At 58.3% G+C, this 26,436-nt stretch carries 21 protein-coding genes and 8 pseudogenes; 16 read left to right on the forward strand and 13 right to left on the reverse strand.

Annotated features, from left to right (window positions below; translation table 11 throughout):
- Positions 1-205: 205 nt before the first annotated feature.
- Together ACZ9BX_RS20805 and ACZ9BX_RS20810 are read left to right on the forward strand one after the other, a co-directional pair.
- Complete coding sequence (locus ACZ9BX_RS20805; protein ID WP_087004506.1) at positions 206-652, forward strand: helix-turn-helix domain-containing protein; 447 nt, start codon at positions 206-208, stop codon at positions 650-652.
- Between the two features lie 124 nt (positions 653-776).
- Positions 777-1,367 (forward strand): VapC50 family PIN domain-containing toxin, encoded by a 591-nt coding sequence (locus ACZ9BX_RS20810; RefSeq protein WP_476220141.1) that lies wholly within the window; start codon positions 777-779, stop codon positions 1,365-1,367.
- Here ACZ9BX_RS20810 and ACZ9BX_RS20815 read toward each other — a convergent pair.
- Positions 1,259-2,170, reverse strand: a complete 912-nt coding sequence (locus ACZ9BX_RS20815; RefSeq protein ID WP_087004512.1) for an HNH endonuclease — start codon at positions 2,168-2,170, stop codon at positions 1,259-1,261. The genes ACZ9BX_RS20810 and ACZ9BX_RS20815 overlap by 109 nt on opposite strands.
- A 107-nt stretch (positions 2,171-2,277) precedes the next feature.
- Here ACZ9BX_RS20815 and ACZ9BX_RS20820 point away from each other — a divergent pair, with 107 nt between their 5' ends.
- From ACZ9BX_RS20820 to ACZ9BX_RS20830, 3 genes and pseudogenes are all read left to right on the forward strand, one after another.
- Positions 2,278-5,685, forward strand: coding sequence for a TM0106 family RecB-like putative nuclease (locus tag ACZ9BX_RS20820; protein ID WP_476220143.1), 3,408 nt, complete (start codon positions 2,278-2,280; stop codon positions 5,683-5,685).
- An 85-nt stretch (positions 5,686-5,770) separates the two neighbouring features.
- Entirely contained in the window at positions 5,771-6,289 is a 519-nt protein-coding gene (locus tag ACZ9BX_RS20825; protein WP_476220268.1) for a hypothetical protein, read from the forward strand.
- 440 nt (positions 6,290-6,729) lie between these two features.
- Positions 6,730-6,838: pseudogene (locus ACZ9BX_RS20830) on the forward strand (transposase); the annotation flags it as partial.
- A gap of 218 nt (positions 6,839-7,056) precedes the next feature.
- Here ACZ9BX_RS20830 and ACZ9BX_RS20835 read toward each other — a convergent pair.
- Positions 7,057-7,263, reverse strand: a complete 207-nt coding sequence (locus tag ACZ9BX_RS20835; RefSeq protein ID WP_087004564.1) for a CsbD family protein — start codon at positions 7,261-7,263, stop codon at positions 7,057-7,059.
- 1,304 nt (positions 7,264-8,567) lie between these two features.
- Here ACZ9BX_RS20835 and ACZ9BX_RS20840 point away from each other — a divergent pair.
- From ACZ9BX_RS20840 to ACZ9BX_RS20850, 3 genes are all read left to right on the forward strand, one after another.
- Positions 8,568-9,485 (forward strand): hypothetical protein, encoded by a 918-nt coding sequence (locus tag ACZ9BX_RS20840; RefSeq protein ID WP_087004525.1) that lies wholly within the window; start codon positions 8,568-8,570, stop codon positions 9,483-9,485.
- Positions 9,486-10,184: 699 nt separating this feature from the next.
- Positions 10,185-10,649, forward strand: a complete 465-nt coding sequence (locus tag ACZ9BX_RS20845; protein ID WP_132568785.1) for a hypothetical protein — start codon at positions 10,185-10,187, stop codon at positions 10,647-10,649.
- A gap of 24 nt (positions 10,650-10,673) precedes the next feature.
- The gene (locus ACZ9BX_RS20850) at positions 10,674-11,150 is read left to right on the forward strand and encodes an HMA2 domain-containing protein (protein WP_087004531.1); all 477 of its coding nucleotides are present in this window, start codon (positions 10,674-10,676) and stop codon (positions 11,148-11,150) included.
- Here ACZ9BX_RS20850 and ACZ9BX_RS20855 read toward each other — a convergent pair.
- The 4 genes from ACZ9BX_RS20855 to ACZ9BX_RS20870 all read right to left on the reverse strand — a co-directional run bounded on the left by ACZ9BX_RS20855 (position 11,147) and on the right by ACZ9BX_RS20870 (position 16,496).
- The gene (locus ACZ9BX_RS20855; protein ID WP_087004533.1) at positions 11,147-14,179 is read right to left on the reverse strand and encodes a cation-translocating P-type ATPase; all 3,033 of its coding nucleotides are present in this window, start codon (positions 14,177-14,179) and stop codon (positions 11,147-11,149) included. The genes ACZ9BX_RS20850 and ACZ9BX_RS20855 overlap by 4 nt on opposite strands.
- A 134-nt stretch (positions 14,180-14,313) precedes the next feature.
- Positions 14,314-14,619, reverse strand: coding sequence for a DUF5132 domain-containing protein (locus ACZ9BX_RS20860; protein WP_087004536.1), 306 nt, complete (start codon positions 14,617-14,619; stop codon positions 14,314-14,316).
- Between the two features lie 106 nt (positions 14,620-14,725).
- Complete coding sequence (locus tag ACZ9BX_RS20865) at positions 14,726-14,953, reverse strand: DUF5132 domain-containing protein (RefSeq protein ID WP_087004539.1); 228 nt, start codon at positions 14,951-14,953, stop codon at positions 14,726-14,728.
- A 241-nt stretch (positions 14,954-15,194) separates the two neighbouring features.
- Positions 15,195-16,496, reverse strand: a complete 1,302-nt coding sequence (locus ACZ9BX_RS20870) for a DUF445 domain-containing protein (RefSeq protein ID WP_087004542.1) — start codon at positions 16,494-16,496, stop codon at positions 15,195-15,197.
- 546 nt (positions 16,497-17,042) lie between these two features.
- On the opposite strand from ACZ9BX_RS20870, the pseudogene ACZ9BX_RS20875 reads away from it, so the two are divergent.
- Positions 17,043-17,153, forward strand: a pseudogene (locus ACZ9BX_RS20875) (recombinase family protein); the annotation flags it as partial.
- 118 nt (positions 17,154-17,271) lie between these two features.
- Here ACZ9BX_RS20875 and ACZ9BX_RS20880 read toward each other — a convergent pair.
- Positions 17,272-17,766 (reverse strand): annotated as a pseudogene (locus tag ACZ9BX_RS20880) (RES family NAD+ phosphorylase); the annotation flags it as partial.
- A 321-nt stretch (positions 17,767-18,087) separates the two neighbouring features.
- On the opposite strand from ACZ9BX_RS20880, the pseudogene ACZ9BX_RS20885 reads away from it, so the two are divergent.
- Positions 18,088-18,501: pseudogene (locus ACZ9BX_RS20885) on the forward strand (HD domain-containing protein).
- 328 nt (positions 18,502-18,829) lie between these two features.
- On the opposite strand, the gene ACZ9BX_RS20890 reads toward ACZ9BX_RS20885, so the two are convergent.
- The 3 genes from ACZ9BX_RS20890 to ACZ9BX_RS20900 are packed head-to-tail and all read right to left on the reverse strand — an operon-like array spanning position 18,830 to position 19,708.
- Positions 18,830-19,096: a hypothetical protein gene (locus ACZ9BX_RS20890; RefSeq protein WP_087004546.1), complete on the reverse strand. Its 267-nt coding sequence runs from the start codon at positions 19,094-19,096 to the stop codon at positions 18,830-18,832.
- A 9-nt stretch (positions 19,097-19,105) separates the two neighbouring features.
- Positions 19,106-19,381: an ATP dependent DNA ligase gene (locus ACZ9BX_RS20895; RefSeq protein ID WP_132568784.1), complete on the reverse strand. Its 276-nt coding sequence runs from the start codon at positions 19,379-19,381 to the stop codon at positions 19,106-19,108.
- Between the two features lie 39 nt (positions 19,382-19,420).
- Positions 19,421-19,708 carry an acyltransferase family protein gene (locus ACZ9BX_RS20900; RefSeq protein ID WP_087004552.1) on the reverse strand — a complete coding sequence of 96 codons (288 nt, stop codon included), beginning with the start codon at positions 19,706-19,708 and terminating at the stop codon, positions 19,421-19,423.
- Between the two features lie 97 nt (positions 19,709-19,805).
- Between ACZ9BX_RS20900 and ACZ9BX_RS20905 the strand changes: the two are divergent.
- Positions 19,806-19,965 (forward strand): annotated as a pseudogene (locus ACZ9BX_RS20905) (IS1595 family transposase); the annotation flags it as partial.
- Here the strand turns inward: ACZ9BX_RS20905 and ACZ9BX_RS20910 are convergent.
- From ACZ9BX_RS20910 to ligD, 3 genes and pseudogenes are all read right to left on the reverse strand, one after another.
- Positions 19,944-20,868 (reverse strand): annotated as a pseudogene (locus ACZ9BX_RS20910) (ArdC family protein). The pseudogenes ACZ9BX_RS20905 and ACZ9BX_RS20910 overlap by 22 nt on opposite strands.
- Before the next feature lie 639 nt (positions 20,869-21,507).
- On the reverse strand, positions 21,508-21,738 hold the full coding sequence (locus ACZ9BX_RS20915; protein WP_132568783.1) for a hypothetical protein: 231 nt from the start codon (positions 21,736-21,738) through the stop codon (positions 21,508-21,510).
- A gap of 358 nt (positions 21,739-22,096) precedes the next feature.
- Positions 22,097-23,142, reverse strand: a pseudogene (ligD, locus tag ACZ9BX_RS20920) (non-homologous end-joining DNA ligase).
- 48 nt (positions 23,143-23,190) lie between these two features.
- Between ligD and ACZ9BX_RS20925 the strand changes: the two are divergent.
- From ACZ9BX_RS20925 to ACZ9BX_RS20945, 5 genes and pseudogenes are all read left to right on the forward strand, one after another.
- Positions 23,191-23,541 (forward strand): hypothetical protein, encoded by a 351-nt coding sequence (locus ACZ9BX_RS20925; RefSeq protein WP_245505977.1) that lies wholly within the window; start codon positions 23,191-23,193, stop codon positions 23,539-23,541.
- 39 nt (positions 23,542-23,580) lie between these two features.
- The gene (locus ACZ9BX_RS20930) at positions 23,581-23,850 is read left to right on the forward strand and encodes a hypothetical protein (protein ID WP_165928358.1); all 270 of its coding nucleotides are present in this window, start codon (positions 23,581-23,583) and stop codon (positions 23,848-23,850) included.
- Positions 23,851-24,030: 180 nt separating this feature from the next.
- Positions 24,031-24,240: a hypothetical protein gene (locus tag ACZ9BX_RS20935; protein WP_087004561.1), complete on the forward strand. Its 210-nt coding sequence runs from the start codon at positions 24,031-24,033 to the stop codon at positions 24,238-24,240.
- 948 nt (positions 24,241-25,188) lie between these two features.
- Positions 25,189-25,680: a DUF305 domain-containing protein gene (locus ACZ9BX_RS20940; RefSeq protein WP_087006157.1), complete on the forward strand. Its 492-nt coding sequence runs from the start codon at positions 25,189-25,191 to the stop codon at positions 25,678-25,680.
- Between the two features lie 539 nt (positions 25,681-26,219).
- Positions 26,220-26,408: pseudogene (locus ACZ9BX_RS20945) on the forward strand (hypothetical protein); the annotation flags it as partial.
- Positions 26,409-26,436: the final 28 nt, after the last annotated feature.

Below are 26,436 nucleotides of genomic sequence, written 5' to 3' on the forward strand. Positions count from 1 at the left end.
AAGGCAGTTCTCTATCCCTCGCTCTTGAAAGGACTCGAACCCATCGCGACGCCGTCCAATGGATTAGTTATTTGATTTAGAGATGAAATTCTGAGCGGCTTCGGTCAGACGGCCAAATCCCTTAACTCAATCGCATTTCGCAAACTTTCAGTTATTGCAGTTACCGGCTGCAGGCACTATATTGGCGATATCCGGAGATATCGCCATGGCCAGCCAAATCGTTCACTTCGCCGGACTGTCGGATCGCGATCGCAAGGCAGCCTCGCCTCTGCCGAAACTGGGCGCGGGCGACAGGCTGGAACTTCATGTTCGTCATGAAGGCGGGAAGGAACAGACGCTCTCGATACCGCCCTCGGCCGCCGCGGCAGTTGAGGCGCTTTTGGCGCACATGCTGCGCGGCGAACGTGTTGCCGTGCTGGCCGAAGACCAAGAACTGAGCCCGACCGAGGCGGCGGCTATTCTCGGCATCTCTCGTCCCCTCGTCGTCCTGCGCATGGATCGGGGCGATCTGCCGTTCCGCTACGTGGGCAAACATCGCCGTGCTCTTCTAAAGGATGTGCTCGAGCTGAAATCCAGGCTCGACGTCCGTCAAGCGGCGGTTGACGCGCTTGCCGAAGATACCGAGGACCTGATCCAGACCCATGGCCTCTAAACCGCCTGTCGCGGTCTATGATGCCTGCGTCCTCTATCCATTTCATCTGCGGAATGTCCTGATCCAGTGCGCCTTTGATGGCCTTGTCGAAGCGCGCTGGACCGACGATATCCACGGCGAGTGGATGCGCAATCTCGCCGCTAACACTCCGGATTTGCCCATGGAACGCCTGGAGCTCACGCGCGACCCTATGAAGGTCGTCCTCCCGGAGGCGGACGTGGTGAATTATCGTCCGTTGATCGAGGGTCTTAAACTAGCTGACCTTGACGATCGGCATGTACTCGCCGCTGCCATTGCTGGAAAAGCTTCTACCATCGTCATCTGGAACCTCAAGGATTTCCCGAGACAAGACCTGCGTCCTTACGGCGTAACGAGCAAGTCGCCAGATGATTTCCTGGCTGACCTTCACAATACGTTTCCCGAGACGCTTCTTTCGAGTGTCAGACTTGCGCGGCTTAATCTGCGCAAGACAACGCCAACGGCTGAAGGGTTCATCGACGCGCTTCAGCAAAATGGGCTGAAGAAATTTGCAAGGATGCTCCGCCAGAACATCGGCCTCGCTGGACTGATCCGGATGATCCGATCAACTTACCGCAGTCGTCGCCTTCATTGCTTGAAGCAGCTCTCGCGATGCCACCTGAGGAACTGGGGATGCGGCCGCTCGGAAATTCCGTTCGGCACGATCGCTTTGCCGGTCTTGATCAGAAGGCCTTGAATGCTGTCAGGATCGTTCGCTTGACGCGAGATCAGGATTTCGAGATCATCCGACAGGCCGATGAGCCCGCGGTCAAACATCCAGTGGGCAGTCCCGGACAGTGCGATGCCATTGGATAGGATATCGGGGCCATTTGCCTCTACCGGACGGATATGAGCCGCATCGACCTCGGCGCGGCCGCCACCATTGATCAGCTTCAATCCCGTGATCGCGCATCTTTTGTCATAAGCCTGCAGCACCAGACGACGAAACAGTCGGTCGCGAACTATCCGGGACGACAACTGGATAACCCGATCCCGCTCCTGTTCGAACACAAACGGCGCCTGGCCGCCATCTGAAAACCCGACCGACGATGGCGCTTCCACTGGTTCACCCGATCGCGGCAGTTCAGACTCATCTTCCGCAAGTCCGATCGATAGGATGCGATTGAAATCCGCAGCCGATACCGGGCGCACCGCTGCCTGCGCCCGCCCGGAGATCCGGCCCTCCTCGTTCAGCACACCTCGTTCGATAACACCATCTGGCCCATTGAACGGAACGGGATTGACGAAGTCGAGATAGCTGCCGCGTTCGATCAGCGCCAGATACATGCCCGGTGCTTTGGGATCCGGAATGACCTGCGCGACCTTGGCGACGGCAAAATATCCGCGCGTCGCCGCCACCTTCCGGGGCTCGTAATAGATAATCCAGTCTCCGACACAGGCTTTGACCCGACCAAGATACTGGCCGGGAAACTGATATTGCTCAGCCGGGCTATCGTCGTAGATCGAATCTGTGCGGTGAATGAAAACCCCGAATCCCATATGGGATCTCTACCATGGTGACCGCGATTCAAAACAGGGAGATCGGTGATTCGCCGACATCAAAATGCCCACTGGCATACTCGTTTTCTCTCTCATAGGATGAGCTCATGAAAGCGGTTCTCAACCAAATACAACTGAGCTCCTCCGATCTGGTGGGCCATCTTAACTGTGGACATCTCACCGGTCTCGATCTCAGATCCATCGCGGGTGAGCTTGCAAAGCCGACACAATGGGATCCGCTTCTCGAAATCCTACGTGAGCGAGGGTTCCGGCACGAGGCAGCTTTCATCGAGCATCTGGTTAGCTTAGCCCTGAGTGTTGAACAGATCGGAGGCGTTGGCATCGAGGACACTTACGTCTCGGCGACGATCGCGGCAATGAAGCGCGGCGTGGATGTCATCGTGCAAGGAGCGCTGAGAAACGGAAACTGGGCTGGCCGTGTCGACGTGCTGCGGAAAGTCGCCAGACCGAGCAAGCTAGGTGACTGGTCATACGAGATCTATGACACCAAACTGGCTCGGGAGACACGCGGCGGAACGGTCCTGCAGCTCTGTCTTTACTCTGATCTTCTGGCCGCGGCTCAGGGCTGCGAGCCGGAGTTCACCTATGTCGTTGTACCTTGGACGGAATTCAAACCTGAACGGCTGCGCGTCGCCGACTATGGCGCATATTATCGCAAGGCCAAGAGCGCTACGGAGGCTGCCGTCGCCAATGGCGTCAGGGACACCTATCCAGAGCCGACGGGCCACTGCGACATCTGTCGGTGGTTTGAGATCTGCGACAAACGCCGGCGCGACGACGACCACCTGTCGTTCGTGGCAGGCATCAGCCGTAATCAGATAGCGGAACTTACATCGCACGATATCAACACTCTGGATGCGCTTGCCCAGATGCCATTGCCGATGCCTTGGAAACCAGAACGCGGGGCGGCTCAATCCTATGAGCGCGTGCGTGAGCAGGCGCGTATCCAGGCGGAAGCCCGTCACACCTGCAAACCGAACTTCGAGCTTCTTCCCGTCGAAACCGGGCTGGGGCTCTCAGGGCTGCCGGAACCCAACGAAGGAGATGTCTTCTTCGATCTCGAAGGCGATCCCTTTGTCGGTGAACACGGGCTGGAGTACCTGTTCGGATATCACTACCAAGACGATGGTGGGCAGCCCGCCTATGTCTGCGATTGGTCTTTCGACCGGGCGGGCGAGAAAGCAGCGTTCGAGCGGTTCGTAGACTTCGTTGTCGAGCGAAGGAAGACGTATCCTGGTCTGCACGTCTACCACTTTGCACCCTATGAGCCGGCGGCGTTGAAGAGACTGATGGGTCGCTATGCGACACGCGAAGACGAAATCGATCATTTCCTTCGAAATCTGGTGTTCGTCGATCTCTATAGCGTCGTGAGAAACGGTGTCCGGGCGAGCGTCGAGAGCTACTCGATCAAACGGCTCGAGACTTTCTATGGCTACGAGCGCAACGTGACGCTCCGGGATGCGAACATCGCCCTCTCCGCTTTTCAGGCGGGGCTTGAACTCGATGATGTTTCGTCCATCACGGAAGCTGAACGGGATATCGTCAAAGGCTACAACGAGGACGACTGCATTTCGACGCGGCATCTGAGGGACTGGCTGGAAGAGCGGCGATCGCAGCTTGTCGCCGATGGCATCGATGTGCCCCGCCGTCCCCTCATGGAGGAAGTGCCAAGCGAGGATCTTTCTGACCGGCAGAAACGTGTCGCCGAACTGACCGAAAAGTTGCTCGTGAACATTCCCATCGATGAATCGGAACGGTCTCCCGAGCAACATGCCCAATGGATACTCGCCAATATTCTCGATTGGCACCGGCGCGAAGACAAGGCTGTCTGGTGGGAGTATTTCCGCCTCAAGGACCTTAGTGCGGACGAACTTATCGACGAGCGAGCGGCGGTAGCTGGCCTCACGTTCGTCGGCGAGGCCGCGGTAAGCAAAGGAAAGACGCCAACGCACCGATACAAGTTTGTGGTCCAGGACACGGACGTCCGGCCCGGCAAGTCGCTCTGCCAGGTTGGTGGCAACAAATTCGGTAGTGTGGTCGAAATCTCCAGCGAGAGCGGAACGATCGACATCAAAAAGAGGACCGACACAGCCGCCGTTCACCCCCAAGCAGTCTTTGTGCACGAACATATCCGTGCCGATGAGCAGGCCGGCGCATTGTTGAGGATCGGCGCTTTCGTAGTCGACAATGGCATCACGGGCACTGGGCGCTTTCAAGCCGCTCGCGAGCTTCTGATGCGCCTTCCTCCGCATATCGATGGAAGCGAGCTTCAGCAGGCAGGTGAGAGCACCTTGGCTACCGCAAAAAGGATCGCAAACAAGCTTGAGCAAGGAGTCCTTCCGATACAGGGGCCGCCGGGAACCGGCAAATCTCACACCGGAGCCAGGATGATCTGCCAGTTCGTGGCGGACGGCAAGAAGGTTGGAATAACGGCGAACAGCCATAAGGTGATCCGCAATCTGCTGGATAAGGTCATCGAGGCGGCGGAAGAGCTGAATTTAGACATCCGTTGCATACAGAAACCCGAAGCCGACAACTCGGAGGTTGGGACGGCTCGCCTTGGCTTCGCAAAGAAGAACGAGGATCTGATCGATGCCATGACGTCCGGCGACTTTCATGTTGCCGGCGCGACGAGCTTTCTCTGGTCACGCGCTGACGCCGAAGACGTCCTAGATGTACTGTTTGTCGACGAAGCCGCACAGATGTCGTTGGCGAACGTACTCGCGGTATCGCAAGCTGCAAAGCGTCTTGTGCTTCTCGGAGATCCGCAGCAGCTCGACCAACCGAGCCAGGGCACCCATCCGGATGGCGTTGGCGTGTCATCGCTTGAACACGTATTGGGCGGCCAGCAGACTATCCGGCCTGAGCAAGGTCTTTTCCTTGCCGAGACCTGGCGCATGCACCCCGACGTCTGTGATTTTATTTCGGAGCTATTCTACGAGAGCAAGCTGGCCCCGGTTGCCGCTTGCAGAAAACAACGGATAATCTCGACCGGAGCGATAAACGGCTCCGGGCTGCGATATTTGCCCGTGCAGCATTCAGGAAATGCCAGTACCTCGATCGAGGAAGCCGAGGCGGTCGCGGCGCTCGTTACCAAAATTCTGAAGGAGAACCCCCAATGGGTCGATCGTGATGGCAAGGTCTGCCCGCTCTCGCTCGACGACGTAGTTATCATCACTCCGTATAACGCCCAGGTGCTGGAGATCCAAAAGCGATTACCGTCCGCGAGGGTTGGCACGGTTGACAAATTCCAGGGACAGGAAGCGCCGATCGCGATCTATTCGATGGCGACGTCGAGCTATGCGGAAGCCCCGCGAGGCATGGAGTTTCTTTACAGCTCCAATCGGTTCAACGTTGCGATCTCCCGCGCGAAATGTCTGGCAATACTGGTCGCATCGCCGGCAATCTTCGACGTCGATTGCAAAACGCCTCGGCAAATGCAGTTGGCCAATTCCTTCTGCAGGTATCTCGAGTTGGCCAGCACCGTTCAGTAGCCACGAGATGAGATTGCTCCGAGACCGACACGCCTTGCCTTTCAGCAAATCATTGCACGCATCGCGGAGATTGCACCTGACTTCGATGAAGCAGCCGGATTCCTTGATCATCGCCCATCATTTCCCGCGTCAGCCCGCGCACCTCGTAGCCGGCCGCCCGGGCTTTTTCGATGATGGATTCGAGTGTGGGATATTCCTCGAGGAACGCGCCGAACCACAACGCGCACTCGTCGGTTTCCGGATGCGGAAAGCCTTGCAGAAAGAAGGTTCGCAACGGCGGATCAAAGCCTATGGTCCCCTGCTCGTCAGTTTCATTCCCGTTGTGATCTCTACGATATCCGGGCCAGCCTGCCGCAACGCGGGCGGGGGTGGCTCCTCGCCGGCGTGGCGTGAGGAAGTTCACCTCAAATTGCTCTTCGGAAACAGCACGCGATCGGGTTTTGCATTCATTCGCGCCAACATTTCTTTGATCAAGCGTGTTTTGGTGCGCGCCGACGTCGAGGCTGGATTGCGTGCCGAAGGATTGTTGAAAGCCGAGGGGCCGCACGCGCCGCTGCAACAGTCCAAAGCGGCGCAACCACCCATCGCCCCCTACCTCATCTGACGGAGCAAGCACTGAAACGAAAAGGCCCGCCACTAAGAGCCCTGAACGTTCGCTTCGGTCAGATCATCAGCCGCGGTTTCATGCTTACTGTTCTAGCCGTAGACAGGTCCCAACCGCATTGCGTCTGCTCATCGAGCTTATTCGAGAGATACGGCCGCTGGCTGGTTGAGCTGAGCGCCCGCTATGGCACCCTGCGGACGGAAAGCGGAGGGGTCGGAAAGTTCCGAAGCTTGGACCGACGATCATGCTGTTTGAGGATCGTGCCCGCTGTGGTGGTGTAACTGGACAACTCTGGCCACATGCTCTCTGGTGTGAGCCGGACTGATCGGCGTGGCACTGCCGGCAGGCTGATGAGGGGATCATCAGCTCATCTGGCTCATGGTTTCCAGCGTCATTATAGCGAGCCCGCTGCACGGCCCACTCGTCATTTTGTTTCCATCAATCCGGTCGAGCGGCTCAATGGCGAGATCAAGCGACGCAGAGGTCGTCGGCATCTTCGCCAACAACGATGCCATCGTCCGTCTAGTCGGCGCATTGCTGCTGGAAACGTTATCCGCAAAGCGTTCAAGAATTGAGAGGTCGGCGAACATTTAAATCAACGCGAAGAGCCCTCACCCGAAGGACCCTTCGCGTTTACTGACGTGGCGAAGGGAGGCCAAATCGGATCCGGCTGCAGCCTTCCTGCTCCGCGCACAGAACCCGGCGGCTGGGAAAAACCGATTGCCAGATCACACTGGCCGCATCACTCGTCACCAGTTGGCCGGGTTTCAATGCCAAGTCTGGCGGTTATACCAGTCATCGATATCGCGACGCACGCGATCCTTTTCGAGGCCGTAGCGCTCCTGGATCTTGCCTTCCAGTTGCTCGCGTTTACCGGCGATCTGATCAAGGTCGTCGTCGGTCAGCTTGCCCCATTGCTCTTTGATTTTCCCTTTGGCCTGTTTCCAGTTACCTTCGACGCGGTTCCAATCCATGATCGTTTCCTTTCTTGAATATCGAGGTGTCGAGGAAACGTTGCCCGTGATGTTTTGTTCATCGCAAGCCACGTAAATCGCAGCCATTGATGGGTCTCAAAATTCAGCTGGCCCCTGTTCTCATCGCGGGCCTGTGAGGCGATTTCTCGCAGACTGCCGCGAAGCTCGGAGCAAATTGCGCACGGAAGAAGTAGGCTTCGATTGCGGAATACGTGACGCTGATCCAGCGAAACCAGGCAGGCCATCAACAAGGCCCTCAGATAGTTGCCGAGGTTTGCCGAAAGCTACGACAGGTTGCAACGATCGGACATCATTCGAAGAATTCTGCTTCATTTTCGGGGGGTGACGGGCGAGCGTCTCGTCCAAAGAGCCCGATCCAAAGGCCAGCGAGAGGAAGCGTGCCGTGTTTCCGATAGTTGCTGGATTGCGGCCGCGGTTCCAGCTTCGCCGTCTCGGACCTGTCTGCTGAGCGACTGGGGAGAGCTTAACAATCAGTTCGGCCGAAAGCGGCTCCTGCTGCTTGGCAAGGTCCGAACTGGGGCAAGCTCGCTCTCCTTGATTTAGTGAGCAGCCCGGGTGTGCGCTTACGCCAGCGGTGTCGATTTCCATCTGAGCGATGATGCATTCTGTGGGCTCTTTTCGCATGCCGCCAGTCTTGGTGCGTTCAAGATCAAGGTTGCTCCGCCTGAGCGCACAGCGACCGATGGTGATGTTTCCATGCCGCGGCAGTCGTCCGATGCAAGCAGGCTCGCTTTCCTTTTTTCGGAAGAGACCGCAAGGCTGCCGGCTCATCTCTATCAACTCGCCACCCGGCGCGCGGCTATGTGGAGACAGCGAATTCCGCCAACACCCGCAAGGCCCATGCCGCAGACTGGAAACACTTTGCCGCCTGGGGCCGACGCTCAAACCTTTCTTCCCTTCCGCGAAGCCCCCGTCGGCCTCTACATTACCGAGGGCTTCCGTCGGCTTGCTGAACCTCGAAACCTTTTGTTTTCCCGGTGAGATCGCCGAGCTTGCGGAAAGCAGGTCAGAGACCGCGCAGGGGGGCCGACGATGCATCCTCCTGCGGAAGTCGGACGCAGCGCACCGGGACTTCGCCAGTATCGAGGTTGTTGCAGTACGGTACGCGCCGAACGCGGCCGTTTTCCGGAACATTGCATGCACGTCAGCGTTAAGACGTTGCAATATATACAAAGCTCAAGATCGGAGGCAACGCCATGGGTCGCGGTATTCTTCTCTGGCTTCTCGGCATCCCACTGCCAATCGTCATTCTCCTTGTCCTCCTCATGCGATAGGAGGCGCTCATGTCCACGTCCATGACGGGCCCGGACGTCGCGGCCACTCCGGTTGAATCGTCCAAGTCTGCGATGTCGTGGGGACCGATCTTCGGCGGCGCCTTTGCCGCCGTAGGCGTCACTCTGATCCTTCTGCTTTTAGGCTCGGGTGTCGGGCTCACGATGGTGTCGCCGTGGCCGGGCCAGAGCAGTTCGGCAGGGTCAATCGGCGTCACCGCTGCGATTTGGCTTGTGGTCGTGCAATGGCTCTCGGCAGCGTTGGGCGGCTACCTCACAGGACGGCTCCGCACGAAATGGGCGGCTGTCCACACTGATGAGGTGTTCTTCAGAGACACCGCCCATGGCTTGATCAGTTGGTCGGTCGCCACGGTTTTTGTCGCAGGCTTCCTCGCGTCCTCTTTGACCTCGCTTGCAGGCGCCGGAGTTCAGGGCGTGAGCCACGCCGCTACGACGGCCGGTCTTGCCGGCACTATTGCAGCAGCATCTTCAGACTCGCAGGTGGTCAATCTTTCGACGTCCTATTTCACCGATGCTTTGCTGCGATCCGATCGGCCCCCCGCGCAGGCCACGGCCGACCAAGGTGTAGCCACGGCTGAGGTGTCCAGAATACTTCTTCAGGGCGCCGCTCAAGGCGGGATCCCAGACGAGGACAAAAACTACCTTGCTACGCTCGTGGCATCGCGCACGGGTCTTTCGGAGGCCGATGCCAAGGCCCGTGTCGACGCTATCTTAAAGCGTGTGGAAGACGCGAAGGTCGCTGCGCAGAAAGCCGCAGACGAGGCGCGAAAGGCAGCGGCAACAACGGCCATGCTCGGTGCGCTGTCTCTTATAACAGGTGCTTTTATTGCTTCTGCTGCAGCAGCACTCGGAGGCCGGCAGCGGGATGAGGAAGAGGACCTTGCTCTGCAAGGATTGTCTGAACGCTGATCGATGAAACATCAGGCGAGACCGCGAGGTCCGTTGTGGCATAGAGAAATTCCCTTCAGGGCGGAACGGGGCGATGTCTCTATGTGGCGGATAAATCCATGCCCGACCTTAGACAGCGGCGGCCCCAGACGAACACACGGAAATCCGATATCCAATCCGCGCATAAGAGGGTTCGGACGGCGCACCACGGCGGCTGTCATGTTAGTGTCGGATACCGCAAAGGCGAGACACGATCGCAGATTCTGCAAATCACGGTATGCGTTAAGGGTTCTCCGGACTTCTATCGGTTCGGCTGGCAGGCTGTGAATTGCCGGAACCGGCCAGCTGCCTGACGACGAATGCGTAGAAGATGAGGGATGATGCCGATCCTACCCATCGGCCTTTCATCAGTTGCAGAAATCCGAGGCCACAAAAGACGAAAGCTATCAATGGACTATTGAGAATTCGCAGCCCGCCGTACGCGTTCCAGAAATTCTCGGTGGCGGGACCCACTGCGTTGCCCCGCAATGCCTGATAGAAAGCCAGGCTCATCAAGCCAATTGCAGGCCCGCTGCTTGCTCTCGAAGCGGTAGCGCCATCGTCCGCCGTCTGTCTATTCCGGGCGTCCGTCACCCGACGAGGCCGCCGCGCTGATGCCTCCTGCAGATCGAAAACTTCGCTGCTGGTTGCAATCGCGCGAATTGAAGCCGGATCGGCTTCATGCCGGATAAGAATACTTCCAGTCATTGGGTTCGCCCGCAAGCCAGCGATCTCTGGACGCTCGGAAAGCTTCTCGACTACCGAGCGGAAATAGGAGACGTCGCCGCGGCGATCCGGAACTCTCACCCGCAGACGGCCCGGCATCAAATGTTCAATGACTGCTGTGGGAAGCATGACCGCCGCCTCATCAGACCCTATCGGTCCATTGGTGAACGAAAGATAGAGCAAATTTTATTTTCGCATAATGAAGCGTCTCCCACCAGCACAATTGCGCTCGCTCGAGTCAAAGGTGCAGATTCCGAGGCAATCCATCCCCACGTCGCCGGCTTTCGGGCATCCCTGCCGCCAGCGCCGATCGCCACCAAGCGTTACCGCGGCCACAGCCAGATCCTCCGACTGTCATCAGACCTTCACGTGCATCTTTTATCTGAGCCTGCGAGCGGCCGCCGCAAATGGCACGCGTGAAACATATGCTAGAGGTGCCCATAATTGAACGTTCAGATCGTTCACTCCATACCGGGCCGTCTGCGGCTCAAGATACCTGCAGCACGAGATCAGATTGGTTTTCTGACTGACCTGCAGCAAAAATTTCTCGGTGCCGAGGGTGTCTTAAGCGTCAGAATCAATCCCGCTGCGGCGAGCGTGGTGATCCTGCATGATGATAGCCTCGATCCGCAATCTCTCGGTCTCGGCCTACACGGATTGATCGTCACATCATCTGCCGTTCATGCCCATCGCGAAGCGATTGAGCCGGCTGATAATGTCGGCGGACGCGACATGGAAGTTGCATTCCTGCTGGCAAAACTTTTGCCTCTCATGTTCGCACGGCATCCCGTTGCCCAATTGGCGGAGCTCCTTGGCGAGCCGATCCTTCGAGCGGTTGTCGCCGCCATGACGCGACCGCAGTCTCACCGATTGCCTGCCCGTGCCCAACAAGGTGAGGAACCCATCGCAATCGCGGCTTAAGCATCGGTGCCGGCACGCCGTTGCGAAGGACCCTTTGGCTTCATCTTGCGGCTCCATGCCAGCCCCCTTTCAGCGGGACCATGCTGCGACTTCATCCATTCCATGGTGAGGAACGGCAGAGTTCCACCGGCAAGCGTCACGGCAGCGTCCATTCCCGTGATCGGCGCTATCCCGAGGAGCCTTCTCACAAAGGGCGTGAACAGCCCCGCCGTCTGAACAACCATTGATCCCCCGATGATCAACGACAATGCTCGATTGGGCGGTCGTGAGCTGCGAGCGAAGATACTTTCAGCATCGGACCGCGAGGTTAAAGCGTGAAGCAACTGCGCCATGACGAGGCTTATGAAGGTCATGGTTCTCGTTTGCGGAGAATTCAGTCCATAGCGTGACGCGCCAAACAGACCTGCCATCATCGCGGCACCACCCATGATCGTAGCCTGGCCGGCTAAGCGTCCGAGCTCTCTGCCCGGCAATATTGCCGAATCGCCTTCATTTGGTGCCTGTCGAAGGACGTCGGGTTCCGGTGGTTCCATCGCCAGCCCAATGCCGGGCAATACATCTGAAATCAGGTTTATCCACAGCAGCTGCATCGGCGTGAGCGGTGCCGCCATGCCGATTGAAGTCCCTGCCACGACCAGGAGGATCTCGCTCAAATTGGTACTGATCAGATAGCGCAGGGTTTTACGGATGTTCCGTCGGGTCGTGCGTCCGGTCTCTATGGTTGGCGCGAGGCCGTGCAGATCAGCGGAGTTGATAATCACGTCCGCTATTTCCCGGGCTGCACTCATGCTGTCTCGCCCGATCGCGATGCCCACATCCGCGGTCTTCAATGCAGGTCCGTCATTCACTCCGTCACCGACCATCGCCACCGTCACACCGGCCTGCTGAAGTGAGCGAACGATTTGCAGCTTCTGGGCAGGGTTGACGCGACTGAACACTTGCGTTCGCCGAGCGGTCAGCACAAGCTGCTCCGGCGTCATTTCCTCGATATCTGCCGCATCGACAATCGATAGTTTGCCCTGGCCTTTTAGCCCTATACGCTCGCCGACGGCGGCGGCTGTCGCTTTCTGATCGCCGGTAAGCATGATTGTGTGAACACCGGCCTCGTGCAGCCGGATCATGAGCCGGTTAACACCTGGACGCACCTGATCGGCCATCCCGACCAGCCCGAGCCAGGCGAGGTTCTGGATATCATGCCCATTTCGCTTGGAACCGCTCGTCTGCTTGCGCGCCACGCCGAGAACGCGCAGAGCGCGGGATGCCATGTCAAGATTTGCTTTCTCTATGGCGATGCGTCGATCTCTTGTGAGTTCTTGGCTGGAGCCATCCGGAAGGATTTCTGTTCCGCACCGCTGCAGGACATCGTCCGGGCTTCCCTTCACGGCCACCAGGATACCGTGTTCCGTCAGATGCTGCGTCACCATGAGACGAGAGGTTTCGCTTCGATGCTGAACGGACATCCGGGCATAACGCTTTCGCAACGAGACAACGTCCAAGCCGCTGTCGAGGGCAGTCTCAACAAGGCAGCTCTCGGTGGGTGAGCCGTCCAGATGCGGCTCCTCGCCCGCCCGATCGATCTTGGTATCATTGCAAAGGCAGCAAGTTTCCAACAGGCTGCGCAAAATGCTCTTCGAGTCTGCACCGCCTCGCCTGACGTCCTCGATTGAGTAGGCTTTGTCGCCGATTCTTACAGTTTCGACCGAGATGCGGCCGAAGGTGAGCGTGCCTGTCTTGTCGAAACATGCAACCCGTGCCGCGGCAAGCGTTTCGATGGCGTCCAATTTTCGAACGAGAATACCTTCACGTCGCAGTCTTTCAACGCCGAGAGCGAGCGTGGTCGTCGCCACCATGGGCAAACCTTCAGGCACTGCGGCGACCGCAACGGAAAGCGCCGAGCGCGCCATCTGCAGAAAACCGAAGCCACGCAGCCATCCGACCAATACAAGGCATGCGCATGCGCCTAATGTCAGCCAACCCAGACGTTGTCCGAGATACCTCAGTTCCCTTTGGATGGGCGTCTCAGGAGCGACTGCTGCTCCGACGAGCCGCTGGATCCGGCCGGCTTGCGTGTGTGGTCCCGTTGCCACCACGATCGCACGACCGCTGCCTCCCGTCACGATCGTTCCGCGATAGATCATGTTGGAACGAGCGCCGAGAGGTACCTTCAATCTTTTGACTGTTCTGACGATTTTCGAAATTGGTGCGCTTTCGCCGGTCAGCATCGCTTCGCTGACAGTGAGGGCCCGGGCATTCAAAAGGCGCGCATCAGCTGAGATAACGTCGCCGCGACCCACCGAGATGATGTCGCCGGGAACGATCTCCTTGATCGGGATGGCGGCGGTGACGCCTTCGCGTATAACCTCTGCGGTTTCTGGCCCGTTTGCTCCCAGGCTTTGGATCGTCCGTTCTGCACTGCTTTCGGTTTGATAGCCAATCGCGGCATTCAGGCCGACCACCGCCAGAATGGCTGCAGCTTCAAGTGCCCCGCCCGTCAGGATCGAGATCGCCGCGGCGCCGAGGAGCATAGCGACTGGCAGGCTTTGAAACTGACCGGCAAGTATGTTCGCGCTCGACCGAGGCTGAATGGCTTCGAGGGCATTGAGACCGCTGCTGGCCAAGCGCTCAAGGGCATTGGGTCGCGAAAGTCCGGTATCGGTCGAGACATCGAGGAAGGAACTCAGTCGTCCAGCCGACAGCGTGTGCCATTCGGGATGTGATGTAGCGCTGGGCGCTACGATCTCCCCCCTCAGCAAAACTGCAAGATAGTTGACGATGGATTCGAGATCTGACGTCGTCTCAAACTTGACGAGCACGTTGCCAGTCAGATCGTTGGCAGTGATACTGAACACACCCGGCGCCGCGCAACCTTCCCGCTCGAGCAGGTCCTTGACCGCGCCTGCCCCTTGCAAGGCGTCCACATGCAGCCGTGCCCGTCCCGGCACGGACACATGGATTGGAACGATGGCGGTTTCGACACGACTGTTGAAGGCTTTAGGCTTCCTTGGCTTGGCGAAAGTCTGCATGGCCATATCCGGACCGGTGCCTCGGCTTAACAGCTAACCAGTCAACCGTTTTCAGTGGATTTTTCACAAACATCTATCCGCCGTGTAAGCCCTTCAAAGCTATCACGGCGACAGGCACTCTTTTTTACAAATGCTCCCCGCTAGCTGTTGGCAGCGCGCGTCGTCTTTTTCTCAGCTGGTCGCTGCTCGTTCTCAGGTGGCCGCTGCTCGGCTCCAGTTTCAGCCAATTCAGCCCTGGCCTCGGCGACGAGATCGGACGCCTTTTCGCTCATCTCGGCTATGGCAACTCGGGTTTGATCATAGGCAACCACGCCCGCCTTAAGAACAGTCTTGGTTATCGGACGCAGCAAAGGAGCTGCAAGCGGCGCTAAAACGAGGGCACCTACTCCGATCGCCAAGCCAGTGACCACGTTCCCGCCTTTCAGTGCGTCTTCGAGTATAGCCATTGAGCTGTCTCCTTCTTCTTGATTTTTCTTCTTGATTTTTCGTCGTTAGCCGAACGCGGTAGCTCCGCATCTGGCACCGGTCAGGAGATTAACCTTGAAATTGCGGCTACCCGCCTGCAACTTTGCGCTCTTCTTCCATTTCTGATCTGACCTCGGCAATGGCATCTTCGGTATTCTCGTTGAGTTCTGCGAGTGTAACCCTTGCCTGGTCGTAAGTTATAAGCCCCGCCTTGATGGCCGATTTGGCCAACGGCTTCACCGCGGGAGTGATCTTCGGCGCAAGCAGGCCTGCTCCGAAGCCGATTGCCAAGCCAGCGATGAAATTGAGCGCCATGTCGTTCCTCCTCGAGGCTCTCCAGCGTACTCAACGATTTCCAACCGGGATTGTTTCAAAGGAACACGATACTTTGTCGCAAGTTTGTCTTTGCTCTGTCACATTCATTATGACGTACCGTAAATGCGCGCGCTTAACAGCAGAGAGCGCCACGGCCGCTGGGAAACGTCAGGCCACAATCGTGAGTGCGTAGCCAAGCATACTTCGCTTTGCGGATTAACCCTGGTGCTTGGGATCGTGGTCAAACTAACAGTTGGGAGGCCAGGAAAATAAAGCAGCCCGCGAACGCTCCGACAATGGTGCCGTTCATACGAATATATTGGAGATCGCTACCAACGACGAGTTCGAGGCGATCCACAAGCGTGGCACTGTCCCAGCTTCTGACCACTTCATCCACAAAGGCGCTGATCTCGTGACGCCACGAGATCAGGTAGACGGCAAGCTTCTCCAGCAGCGCGTCAATGTGTTTCAGCATGGCTTCGTCGGTCGCGAGCGTCCGGCCAACCAGCAGGCAGATCCTTTCCAGGGCCATGCGCGCTTTCGAGTCCGGCCGCGAGAGGTCTTCCAGCATCACCCGTGAGGTCTCGTGCCATACGGCTGCGACCCATGCCTGAACTTCTGGATGCTCGATGATACGGCTCTTAAAAGCGTTGATCTGTTCGCGCTGCTCCGGCGAGTTGATCAGTTCGTCGATCAGATGGAAGAGCGCTTCCCGGAACTTCAGCCGAACTTCGCTTTCCGGCTCACGCAAATTATTGAGAAGCTCAATGGAGCCGGTGACGATCGCGTTAGCGACCTTCCGATCAACTGTGCGGGGAATCCACCAGCGACTGCGTTCTCGAACCAGATGGAAGATTTGCTCACGGTTTTCCTCCATCCATTGGGCCGCAATGCCGATGGCGCGCTCAAACAAGACGTCGGTCTCGCCACTCGCCGTCATTATATGAATGGCACGGCCCATCACTGGCGCTATATCGGCCTGTTGCACCTGCTCGCCGAGCGTCCGTCGGGCAAATTCCTGCAGGTCGTTGTTATTCAGGGTGCGGACAACATAAGGCAATGCCGCAGCCGCAGCATCGGCGAGGATTGGTGCGGTCTCCGGGCTCGCCAGCCAGCTCGAAAAGCGCTTTGCCGCATGCGCGTCCCGTAACTTCCGCACCAGCACCTCTTCAGTGAGGAAGTGCCGTTCCAGGAAGCGGCCGAGAGATCGCCCAATGCGCTCCTGGCTGCTGGGTATGATTGCCGTGTGCGGAATCGGCAAACCAAGCGGGTGCCGAAAGAGCGCGGTCACGGCGAACCAGTCGGCAAGTCCCCCCACGATTCCAGCTTCGGCAGCGGCGGCCAACAATCTGACGAGGAAGCCGGGGTTGGTGACAAAGTGGGTAGCCAGGAAGAGCGCGCCCATGGTGACCAGGAGTGATGTCGCCAAAGCGCGATTGCGCTTAAGGCGATGTCGCAGATCTGTTTCCGAGACGGATTGAATGGTTCCCGGCGGCGGCAACCGGCCGGAGGTGTCGAGCGAGCGAGAATGATCCGATGACATCTCTCGACCTCTTCTTCAAAAGGGGTGGCCGGCGTGGCAAGAGCCGTCGTGAGACAGGGCTGCTCGGACAAGGATCGCGGTCGCGTAGCCGAGCTCGGACTGACGGTACTTCGGTTCTTTTGCGGCGATCATCTGAGAGAGGAGGTAGGCTGCCGACAGTCTTTCTCAAGCATCAAAGGTCCTGCTGACGGGAGGACGTTGCCTTAAAGCTGCACGAATCATCATTTTCTCCGGACTATTTGCATGTTTGCATGGATCTAACCGATCCGATCATCCCTTGAGGAAAACCTTTATCGGCGACTATTGTCACCTGCCGCACTAAGCGCCAAACTGATCGTAGACATTCCGGTGTCCTAGAATACAGGAGGGCGGCCTAAAGCCCCGCCCTCTTCCTCTCCGTCCCAATGCACCTCAGGCCCAGCCCAGCCTGTTCGTCGGAGCCGCGCCACGCTCCCAACCGGCCTGCCGCTGACAAATCTTAGCGCGAGCGTTGTGAAGTGCGCGGCGACAATCAATCAGGGTTGGTCAATTCCTCGGGTCGCTTGACAGTTAGACCAGATGCGTGAGCCGCCGGCGCATGGGAGTCGGAAATGGCAACCGTCTTCCGTCAGGGCACTGCTGGACGAGGCCCGTCGCTTCGGGCTGGTTCGCTCTTGAGAGCCTAGCTGATGAGCCGACCGAGCTGCCTGTTAGCTTGTCAGCCCGTGGCTTCAACAAAGCGGCCCCCGATTGTGAAATTCGATTGGACGCACCACCCTAAGAGCATCCCGTCGCTTCAGCGCCAGGACAGCTGGTCCTTCGGTAGCCGACCGCTTGGATCGAACACCGTTACCTTGTGCGGTAGCTCCGCGCCCCAGCCCCAGAGCACGAGGTTCTTGTCATCGCCCTCAGCCCCGGGCGCGAAGCTCGGAACAAGAATACCTGAAACGCCTTGAGGTCGCAGGCGATCGTAAATCGCCCACGACGCCGGCCGATCTCCAATACTGAGAGCCGTAGCCCATGCTCAGGCCATATCCTCCAATGCGACGGAGAATTCTACCCTTCCCTCTTCTACCGTCAGATCCACGATATGGTCGCAATCGACCTCGTAGGAGCAGAGCACACACGGATCGATCCGATGGGCAAACCCTTGGTTGGCCTCCTTCACAGCCGTCATGATGCTCAGGCCCAGATAGAGCGCTGGCACACCCTTGGGATTGAAACGTGCACCCCTGATCGCCGCGCCGCTGCAGGACGGAAGCCTCGATCGTGTCCACCTGCTCCGGTGCGATCATCGGAGGCTCGGAGCATGACATGCATCGCCCGTAGAAAGGCCACCGGCGCTCTTCCAAAAGGCCGAGTTCCGGACGGACGAGCCGTATCTGAGCGTCGATGAGTTGAGCACAACGGTGGACAGTTGAACATGCGCTCCGTTCAGCGGCGAACGTCAATGCCCACCACTGCCAGAGCTTTCGCCTGAGCCGTTGCGGCGAACGCAGCATTCCAACCCTGATTTCGGCTGACGGCGACTCCAGGCGCTGGACATGTCGGCTGCTGGAACCAGTGCGCTTCCTGACCGTTCAATGGAGGTCGAAACGAGCGATGACGAAAAATGCGAGCTTCACTTCATCTCGACCACGCCGCCGAGATTGCCGTCGAAGCCCATGCGGGTCAGACCGACAAGACTGGCCGGCCTTATATCGATCACTGCCGCCGCGTCGCCGCGGCCGTGACGGGTGACGAGGAGAAGATCGTCGCATACCTCCATGACGTGGCGGAGAAAAATACAGGCTAGACGCTTGACCGTCTGAAGAACGTTTCCCGCCGGCGGTGCTTTCGGCTGTCGATGCCCTTACCAGGCGCCCGAATGAAAACGAGGAAAATTTTATCCGCCGCGCGGGCCTCGAACGATATCGCCCGGCAGGTCAAGCAGACCGACCTTGAAGACATACTGGAGGAGGGTCGCACTGCGCAGCTTGGCGCGGGATGCGATGAAGCTCATGGAGAGCCGCTGGAGCGAGATTGAACCCGCTGCTTTCAGGGAACAGGAACGGAGCGTGAATTGGAAAACCGCTTCCAATTTATTGGGAACCATTCGTTTCAAATTCCTGTTAAGTGCTTGAAATAATGGTGGGTGATGTAGGGCTCGAAACGTACGACCCGCTGATTAAGAGTGATCGAAAAATCTCGACACGCCCTGAGAAGGAAGGAAGGTGGTTTCCAATAGCTCGCTATGACAACCCGTAAAGACACGGGAACAAAATGGGAAACCCCTTTTTAGCCCTCGGTCTCGTACAATACCAAAGACCCCGCAGAGAGAATGCGGAGTCTTTTCTTTGTCCGTCATCTGAGTGTTACTGGCAATTACCTGCGGCATCCTTGGCCGTACCAGGTACCGGCTTGGTCGCTTCATTTTTCGCTGTTTTGCCCTGGACGCAGTCGGAAGAGTCTTGCTTGCCGGCAGCGTCCTTGTCTTTGTCGGAAGCGTTCACATCGGAGGTGGAGGTGCCGCCGGACTGGCTCGAACCGCTAGTTCCACCAGAAGCGCCGCTGGCCTGAGCCAGCGCTGAAGTTGCAAGACCGATCGAAAGTACAGAGGCGGTGATGAGTTTCAGAAGCATTGGATTCTCCTATTCTTGCATGTTGCTTCTGACGGACTGAACTCCGGCGCGAAAAATGAGTTCCCTCCAATCTTCTTGAGCCCTCTCGTAGATCGTCGCGTCATCCTGCTTGTCACGAAACCCCTTATATGACGCATGCCGCAGCTTCTGGTCATGGGTCCAGGCGCGATACTCGATCTCGGCAATCCGCTTTGGCCGCACGTATACGACATTCCTTTTCTTCCGGCCGGTGTCGACTACCGATCTCGCGATCGCGATCCCGGAGCTCGAGAAGCGGGATTGCATTGGCAGTCGGTCGCTCCCAATAACGCCGTAGCCACTGCTTCATCCTGGGATGGTTTGTCGAGTGCGTAGCAACATGCCATTCCCCAGCCATGCAGGCGACAAGACGCCCGCGAAGAGGCTCAGCTGCTGGCTGAGCGAAGCGTTCCCAGTCTCTAAGCCAGTCTCGTCAAAGATATACTTGCAGAAGGCGATGGTGATCAGATGCGAGAGGTAGATCGCGTAGGAGGCATCGCCGATGTGACGAAGAAATTCGACCTTCCGCAGCCTTCCGTTGCGCTCGTACGAGAGTGCACCAATCAATAAGAGCGCCGCAGGCAATCCCCACATTACGGCTCTCCGAGATCCGCCGTCGGGCGGCTCCACCCATGGTTTTTGGCAGCGCCTACGGACAGGTATCAGACAGCGATGAAAATGCCTGCGAACACCGCCCGGAAGAGGCCGGAAAGGTCAGGCGAATACGCAGAAAAGCGCCTGTCATGGCGATGGTGCAGCGGCCGAACGACGACATGCCGGCCGCTCCAGCGGGCGACGCGCGTGCCGCGGAGGCAGCGAGAGGGGGCGCCTATGCGGCGCCCCGTACCTCGTCCTGGCGAGCGCCGGTCTGTTGCGCGTGCATCCAGTCGGCGATCTGCTGCGCCTTGCTCGAGGCGGTGAAGATGGCGCGCGAGTCGGAACGCAGCACCTCGAGCCAGGAGGCGATGTAGCGGGCGTGGTCGGGGCGCGGCTCGACGCTGAGGCTTAGATCGGCGCAGATCATCGCGCTCAAGAGCTCGACGGTGCATTCCTCCATGGCGTAGGCGGCCGAACCGAAGCGTCCGGAAAGATTGCGGTCGAGGCGATGCTTGGCGCCGGAAGCGTGGCCGCATTCGTGAAGCAGCACGGCGTAGTAGGCGACGGCGTCACGGAAGCAAGCAAACTCCGGCATCTGCACATGGTCGGTAGATGGGCGGTAGTAGGCCTGTGATCCGCCGTGGCGGATGTCGATGCCGAGGGCGGCGCAGAACCGTTCGGCCTGCGCAATCCGCTCGACCTCGGGCAGCACCGGCATTGCGGGCGGCGTGTAGCCATCGACCTGGGCGGCAATTGAAGACAGTGTAGCCGCGGGCGAACATGCGCCGGCCAGGCTCGTCGCGATCCGAGTCGCCGTCCTGGTCGTCCGCCTCGCCGCGATCGATGGCCTTCCAGAACACGACAAGATGGCCGCGCTCGCCCTTGCGCACCTGGGCACCGAGCGCTTGCCATTGGCGATAGGTGCCCCAGATGCCGGCGGGATAGCCAGCAGTGTGCGCCGCAGCCCAGAGCGAGAGGATGTTGACGCCGCGATAAGCATTGCTGGAGGCGACGTTGACGGGCGTGGTGATGGCCGCTCCGTCGTGGTGCCAGGGCATCCGGTAGTCGCCGGCGCCGGCTTCGATGGCGGCGATGATCTGGCTGGTGACGCGCTCGTAGATATCGGTCGGTGTCTGGTGGTTGCGATCTGTGGTCATGGGTGCCTCCTTAAGCTCGTCCTCTCCGTCGAGGGCGAGGCGGCCGGGGCAGACGCGGGAGGCCGGTCCGTCACACCCTGTTCTCGGTGCTGGTGCGGAACAGGGTTGATGGGCAGGCAGCGTCTGCAACACCCGAGCTCTGCCTCGACGGGCGAGCTTAAGGAGGTGCCGACCACGATTGGCGCCTGGCCCCCGGATGACGCGCAGGTCTCAGGGGGCGTCGTCTTGAGGCGAGCGCTCAGGGGACCACCCGGTGTCACCAGATCGGCCAGTGCCTGCCGCAGCCCCTCGCGAACGGTATTCCGCTGAGTAACGTGCAACAGCAGCGCCCGGATGTGCTGAGCGAGCGTCGGACAAGGCCGCGTAGTTCGCCATCTCCGCGCCACGCTCGACCGCAACCCAATGGAGGACGGCGAAGCCGTCGGCCTCGACAGGACCGATAGCCGTGACGGGGATGGGACCACGCATGCCCTGCCCTTTGCACACCTTTCCCTGCCGCACCGCGCGGGCCACAGAGCCACGAAGAATGGGCCCGCTCGGAGACCGGCCTTTCTCGAGAAACGATACTTGCGAGGCCGAAACCTAGCCCCGCGGCGGTTAGTCGAAAGCTGCCATCCGGCCGCGGTACAAGGCGGATGCTTAATCTGTGGGCCGCTTGTACTGCTCGATCCGCATACAACTGCCAAGAGCCTCCGCGAGCCCTTCAGGCGAGTGGTCGCCTGAGATCACCAGACCCACTGCTGTCGTCATGGCTACGCGGCCGCGGCCGCTCTCTATCAGGACACGATGATCTTCGCACCACTGGCGAACCACTGTTGTGACCAGCTCGATTTCATTTTCATTGAGCGGAAGAAGGTCTAGAAGAGACATCTATAGCCCCTCCAATAATGGCAAGAGCGCAACGAGTCTCTCAACCGGTCTCAGCCGTTAAACGCGGGGCCGGCAAGGCAGCATACGCCCGCCATGTCGTGATGCAATACGTTCATAGAGCACCGGAACCTTTTGATGCGCTTTGCGTTTACTATATGTCGCGCGACGAGCTCGCCTGTTAATTACGGCTGGCGTGCGCCCCTCGTTGCCCAACGGAGTCGCGCGATGCCTGTGCTGTAAGATCCAGACAACCGCAGCCAGGATGCGGCAGGGCTCGTCTCAACCCCTCAACGGCGAGCCCGGTCGTTGTCCCGCGGCAGACAAATTCGTCATCTTTGTGAATGTCCTGGCAGAGCGGTCAGCTCTCCATCACATAAATCGTAGCGTCGTCCTGCCAATCGCGCAGTCCCTTGTACGAGGAATGCCGCAGGTTTCCGTCGTGTGTCCAGGCCCGGTATTCGATCTCGGCAATCAGCGTCGGCCTCACCCAAACGATGTCCTTCCGGCGGCGCTCGTATTCGACGGTCGGTTTCTTCACCTTTATGCGATCCAGCTTTTCGCGCAGCTCTCGCGCGGTGCGTTCGTTGAAGCCGGTCCCGACCGAGCCGACATAGACCAGGTGGTCACCTTTGCGTGCCGCCAACATGAGCGAGCGAATGCCGGCGCGTGCGACCATGGAGAGCTCATAGCCGACGATCACAAAGCTGTCGCTCTGGAGGCATTTGACCTTCACCCAATCGCCGAGGCGGCCGGAGCGATAGGTACTGTGCCGATCCTTCGCGATGATGGCCTTCAAGGCCATGCTCGCAGGCAGCGGCAAGCAGCTGCGCGCCGTCGGCCTCGACCTCTTCGGAAAGACGAATGTCGCCGTCATTGCCCGCTGATCAGCCCTTCGAGCAGATGGCGTCGCGCCGACAGCTCCATTTCGGTCAGGTCACGACCATCGAAATAGAGCAGGTCGAACGCCATGAAGAGCGCTTCACCTGAGTTGCGTTTGCCGCCCCGGCCGCCGAGTGCTTGCTGCAGCAGTCCGAAATTCGGCCTTCCCTGTTCGTCGAGAACGACTGCCTCGCCATCGAGGATAGCCGTCGCCACGCCGAGTTGCTTGGCGGCTTGCTCGATCGCAGGGAAACGATGGGTCCAGTCGTGCCCGCCGCGCGTGATGATCCGGACCCGCTTCGGCTCGATGTGCACCGCCAGACGATAGCCGTCCCATGTGATCTCATAGACCCATTCCGGTCCCGTCGGCGGCTTCGTTTTCAACAGCGCCAGGCACGGCTCGATGCGTTCTGGCATGGGATCGAGGGGGAGATTAGGTTGCGCTGGATCGCGTGGCTTGCGGGCTCTTGAACGAACCGGCTTATCGGAAGAGAGCAGCGGCTTTGAAGCTGGAGACTTTGCCATCTGACGATTACATCAGGGAATACTCAAAAAGAGAACGAATTTGAGACAATGACGACGGAAGATTATCAGCCGAAATACAAATGGCGGGAGACATGGCCGGGCGAAGGCCACCAGGACTTCGTTTCCTGGGAGGGCGATTTGCAGTTCGGCCGCATCCTGCTCGACCTGACGACAGCGTCGCGTGCCCTCCACTGGCGATGGGCGATCAATACCATCCCTTGGCAGAGGCAGAGCATCCTGCCTCACAGCGGCTGGGCGCCCACGGCTCGGGAGGCGTCGAAGAGCTCTATGAGCAGATCAAGGAACTGCATGGACGGTAACGAATTTTGGCCGGGGCTATTTCACGCGTTGCCCCCGGCCAAGGAGCGCGATCCCTGCGCCCGGTTATCGGCCTATTAGCACTTAGTTGTCTTCTTCATTTGGCCGGGAGCGGCAGTGTTGGCGTCAGTGTCCTGCTGTCCGGGTGCCGCCTGCTTTGCGCTTCCCGGCTGTTGGCCGGGCGCGCAGTCCTTAGCCGAGTCCGATTTCGTAGTGCTGCCAGTGGTAGTCGTGTCGGTTCCCTTATCGGTGGTGGCTGGTTTGGTCGTCGTGGTCGTCGTCGTGGTCGTGCCGCTCGTTGTGCTCGTCTGGGCAAGGGGAATGCCTGCCGACAAGGCGAGCATGGCGGACGCGAATAACATCCGTTTCATCGTGGTACTCCGTTCTTAATGCTCGGTAAGCCTGACAACCTAAATCGGAAAGTCGAAGAAGTGTTCCGGCGCGATAGTCAATTTTGTGACCACGCGGCTAACGCCCCTTCGGTTGCGGAGCGGCGCTTCGATAAGGGCCTTGCTCTTTCCAATACAGCGAGTATGCCTATCCGCTACGCCGATTCAGAGGACCGTTGTCATGTCGAGCTTTGAAGACCTGAAGGGAAAGCGGCATATCTTCCAACATTACGTCGACAAAGCCGAGGCGCGAGCTGCAAAGGCTACGGAAGATCGTGACTTCGAACTGGCTGGTCTTCTCGGCAGCCTCAGCAGCATTATTCGCGAAGACATCAAAGTTCTCGACGATGAAATTGCTGATCAGGAGTTTGAAGCGACTAGGAACCTCTGACCTTCTCCAATGTTCAGCGGAATGGATCGTGCGGCCAAGCTCTCCTGTAACCGTGCTTTACCCCTTGCACGTGGCTGTGCGGTCCACCTCAACTCCTCGCGCATTGGTACGTTATCGTACGGAAACCATGATCCACATAGCACGTTAATATTTTGAACGTCTCCCGACGTTCCTCTTTGTCAACAACTAGCGCCGATACGTCGGGGCTCTTTGTAATGAGGAGCGAACATGATTGTGCGTATGTACCCGCCCTACTATGCGAGACGTGACCCGGACGCGACTTGGTCGATAGTTGACATAAGGACCGGAATGATCGTTGTCATCGCGGAAACCGTGCTTCTCCAGCACCTCGATGAAGCCACCATCATGGACATTATAGATGTTCTGCGCGAGAGAGATTCGACCTCTGGCTGGACAACGAGCCCATTGCGAAACAGGGAACTGAGATGATTCCAGCCATCATGAACGTCGTTAATCGCTTTTGTTTTGCTGATCATCAATCAATTTGGCCGCAATATACCTGAGCAATAAGGGCAGCTGCCTACCCCTCCCGCACAGAACCAGTCGCAGTGAGGAAAAGGTAGAGTGTCTGGATGAACAAGCAGCAGCACCAAGAAAGAAATCGCCCTGACTTTCTCTGCGGAAGACGTCCGCCAGGGTGAATCATCCTGACGAAGCGTTGGCAGCGGTTGGTATTCGTTGCTGGTCTGGTCGGCATCATACTGCTCGCGCTTCTCTTGCGAGTCACCGGCACAGGCAAAGATGGCGATGGAGTGGACGGCTACGATCGAAGGCTGGACTGAATTCGTCGAGTCTCCCGAAGTCCGGCTCCGGCGACCGGGAACCAAATCGCGCCTGCAAGGTTAGAAAAAATCTCATTTCCCGCGACGCACCACGGACGGGGAAATTTGTGCCCATCCAGCATCTGAGGGCCAAGGGAAGCCAGTCATGCAACATCGCGATCATAGTGAACATGAGGGCATGGGCAGGAATCCATACACGATGTTCGCCGTCAACATGTTCCTCAGCCTCGTCGTCATGTACTTCGTCATGTTCTCCATGATCGACGGATGGAGCGACTTCCGGAACAACCTCAACATGTTCTACATGGCGCTGACGATGGTTGCGCCCATGGGCATCATCATGCTTGCAACCATGGGTGGCATGTACCGGAACAAGAGGTTAAACGCACTCATCCATGTCAGCCTGGTGATCCTGCTCGCGGCCGCCTTCGCAGGAACGCGCACGCAGGCCTTCATAGGAGACAGGCAGTTCATCGCCTCAATGATCCCTCATCATTCAGGCGCGATCCTCATGTGCGCAGATGCGGATCTCAAGGATCAGGAACTCGTTGCACTATGCGCGCAAATTTCGCGTGGCCAGCGCGAGGAGATCGAACAGATGAATGCGATCCGAGTTCGCCTCGACGATCTCGACTGATCGCCTTCCACAGCGCCCGCGGAGGTTTGTGATGCTTCTAATACGCCTACGGCGTCGTTCCCGGCTGGCATTTGATGGCGACCTGCAACGCCGCCATCGGCTCGTCGCTATGTGACCTGTTCAATGTTCGCTGAGGAGAATGCCATGTTTCGTATACTGATTATCATCGCGTTATTTGCTGCTACGCCGGCCGTAGCGCGAAACAAAATCGAGGCGTGGGACACACAGTCAACCTCAGCGCAACAAAGCGGCCTCCGCAAATTAGGTTCGGAATCAGACATAGCCTAATATGAATTCCGTCCGTTATTTAAGTAAGCGCCCCTTTATTTAAATAAGCATCAAGCTTAGGTAAGCGCGCTTAATTAACGTAGACCGTTGTCACTGCGTCAAGCGCAGGCGCCGGATTCCAGGCCAGTTCCCTGAAACCATGGTGCAGATGGATTTAGCCGCCAACCGACCGGCCGTCCTCTAATACATCATTTCTTAAAACTGCGCTCCTATTCCCGCTCGCCCTCGGCATTGGTGCCGAGAGAAATGGAATGAGCATGACCAAGCAAGATCTTTCATCACGTCATTCTCAGCGAAAAATCTCGGAATTCTTCGAGGTGCGCATCGCGCCGATAGCTCCGATGCGGGTGCTGGAGAATATCCGCCCTTACCTCATCAGCCTAATTATCTACCGAAAGCCGCCGCCAATCCTAAATGGCCGCATCGACTGGATGACGATCGGACCCTTTTAAGACCTTCCCGCGTAAA

It is taken from the genome of Rhizobium sp. USDA 3886 (genome assembly GCF_056279785.1).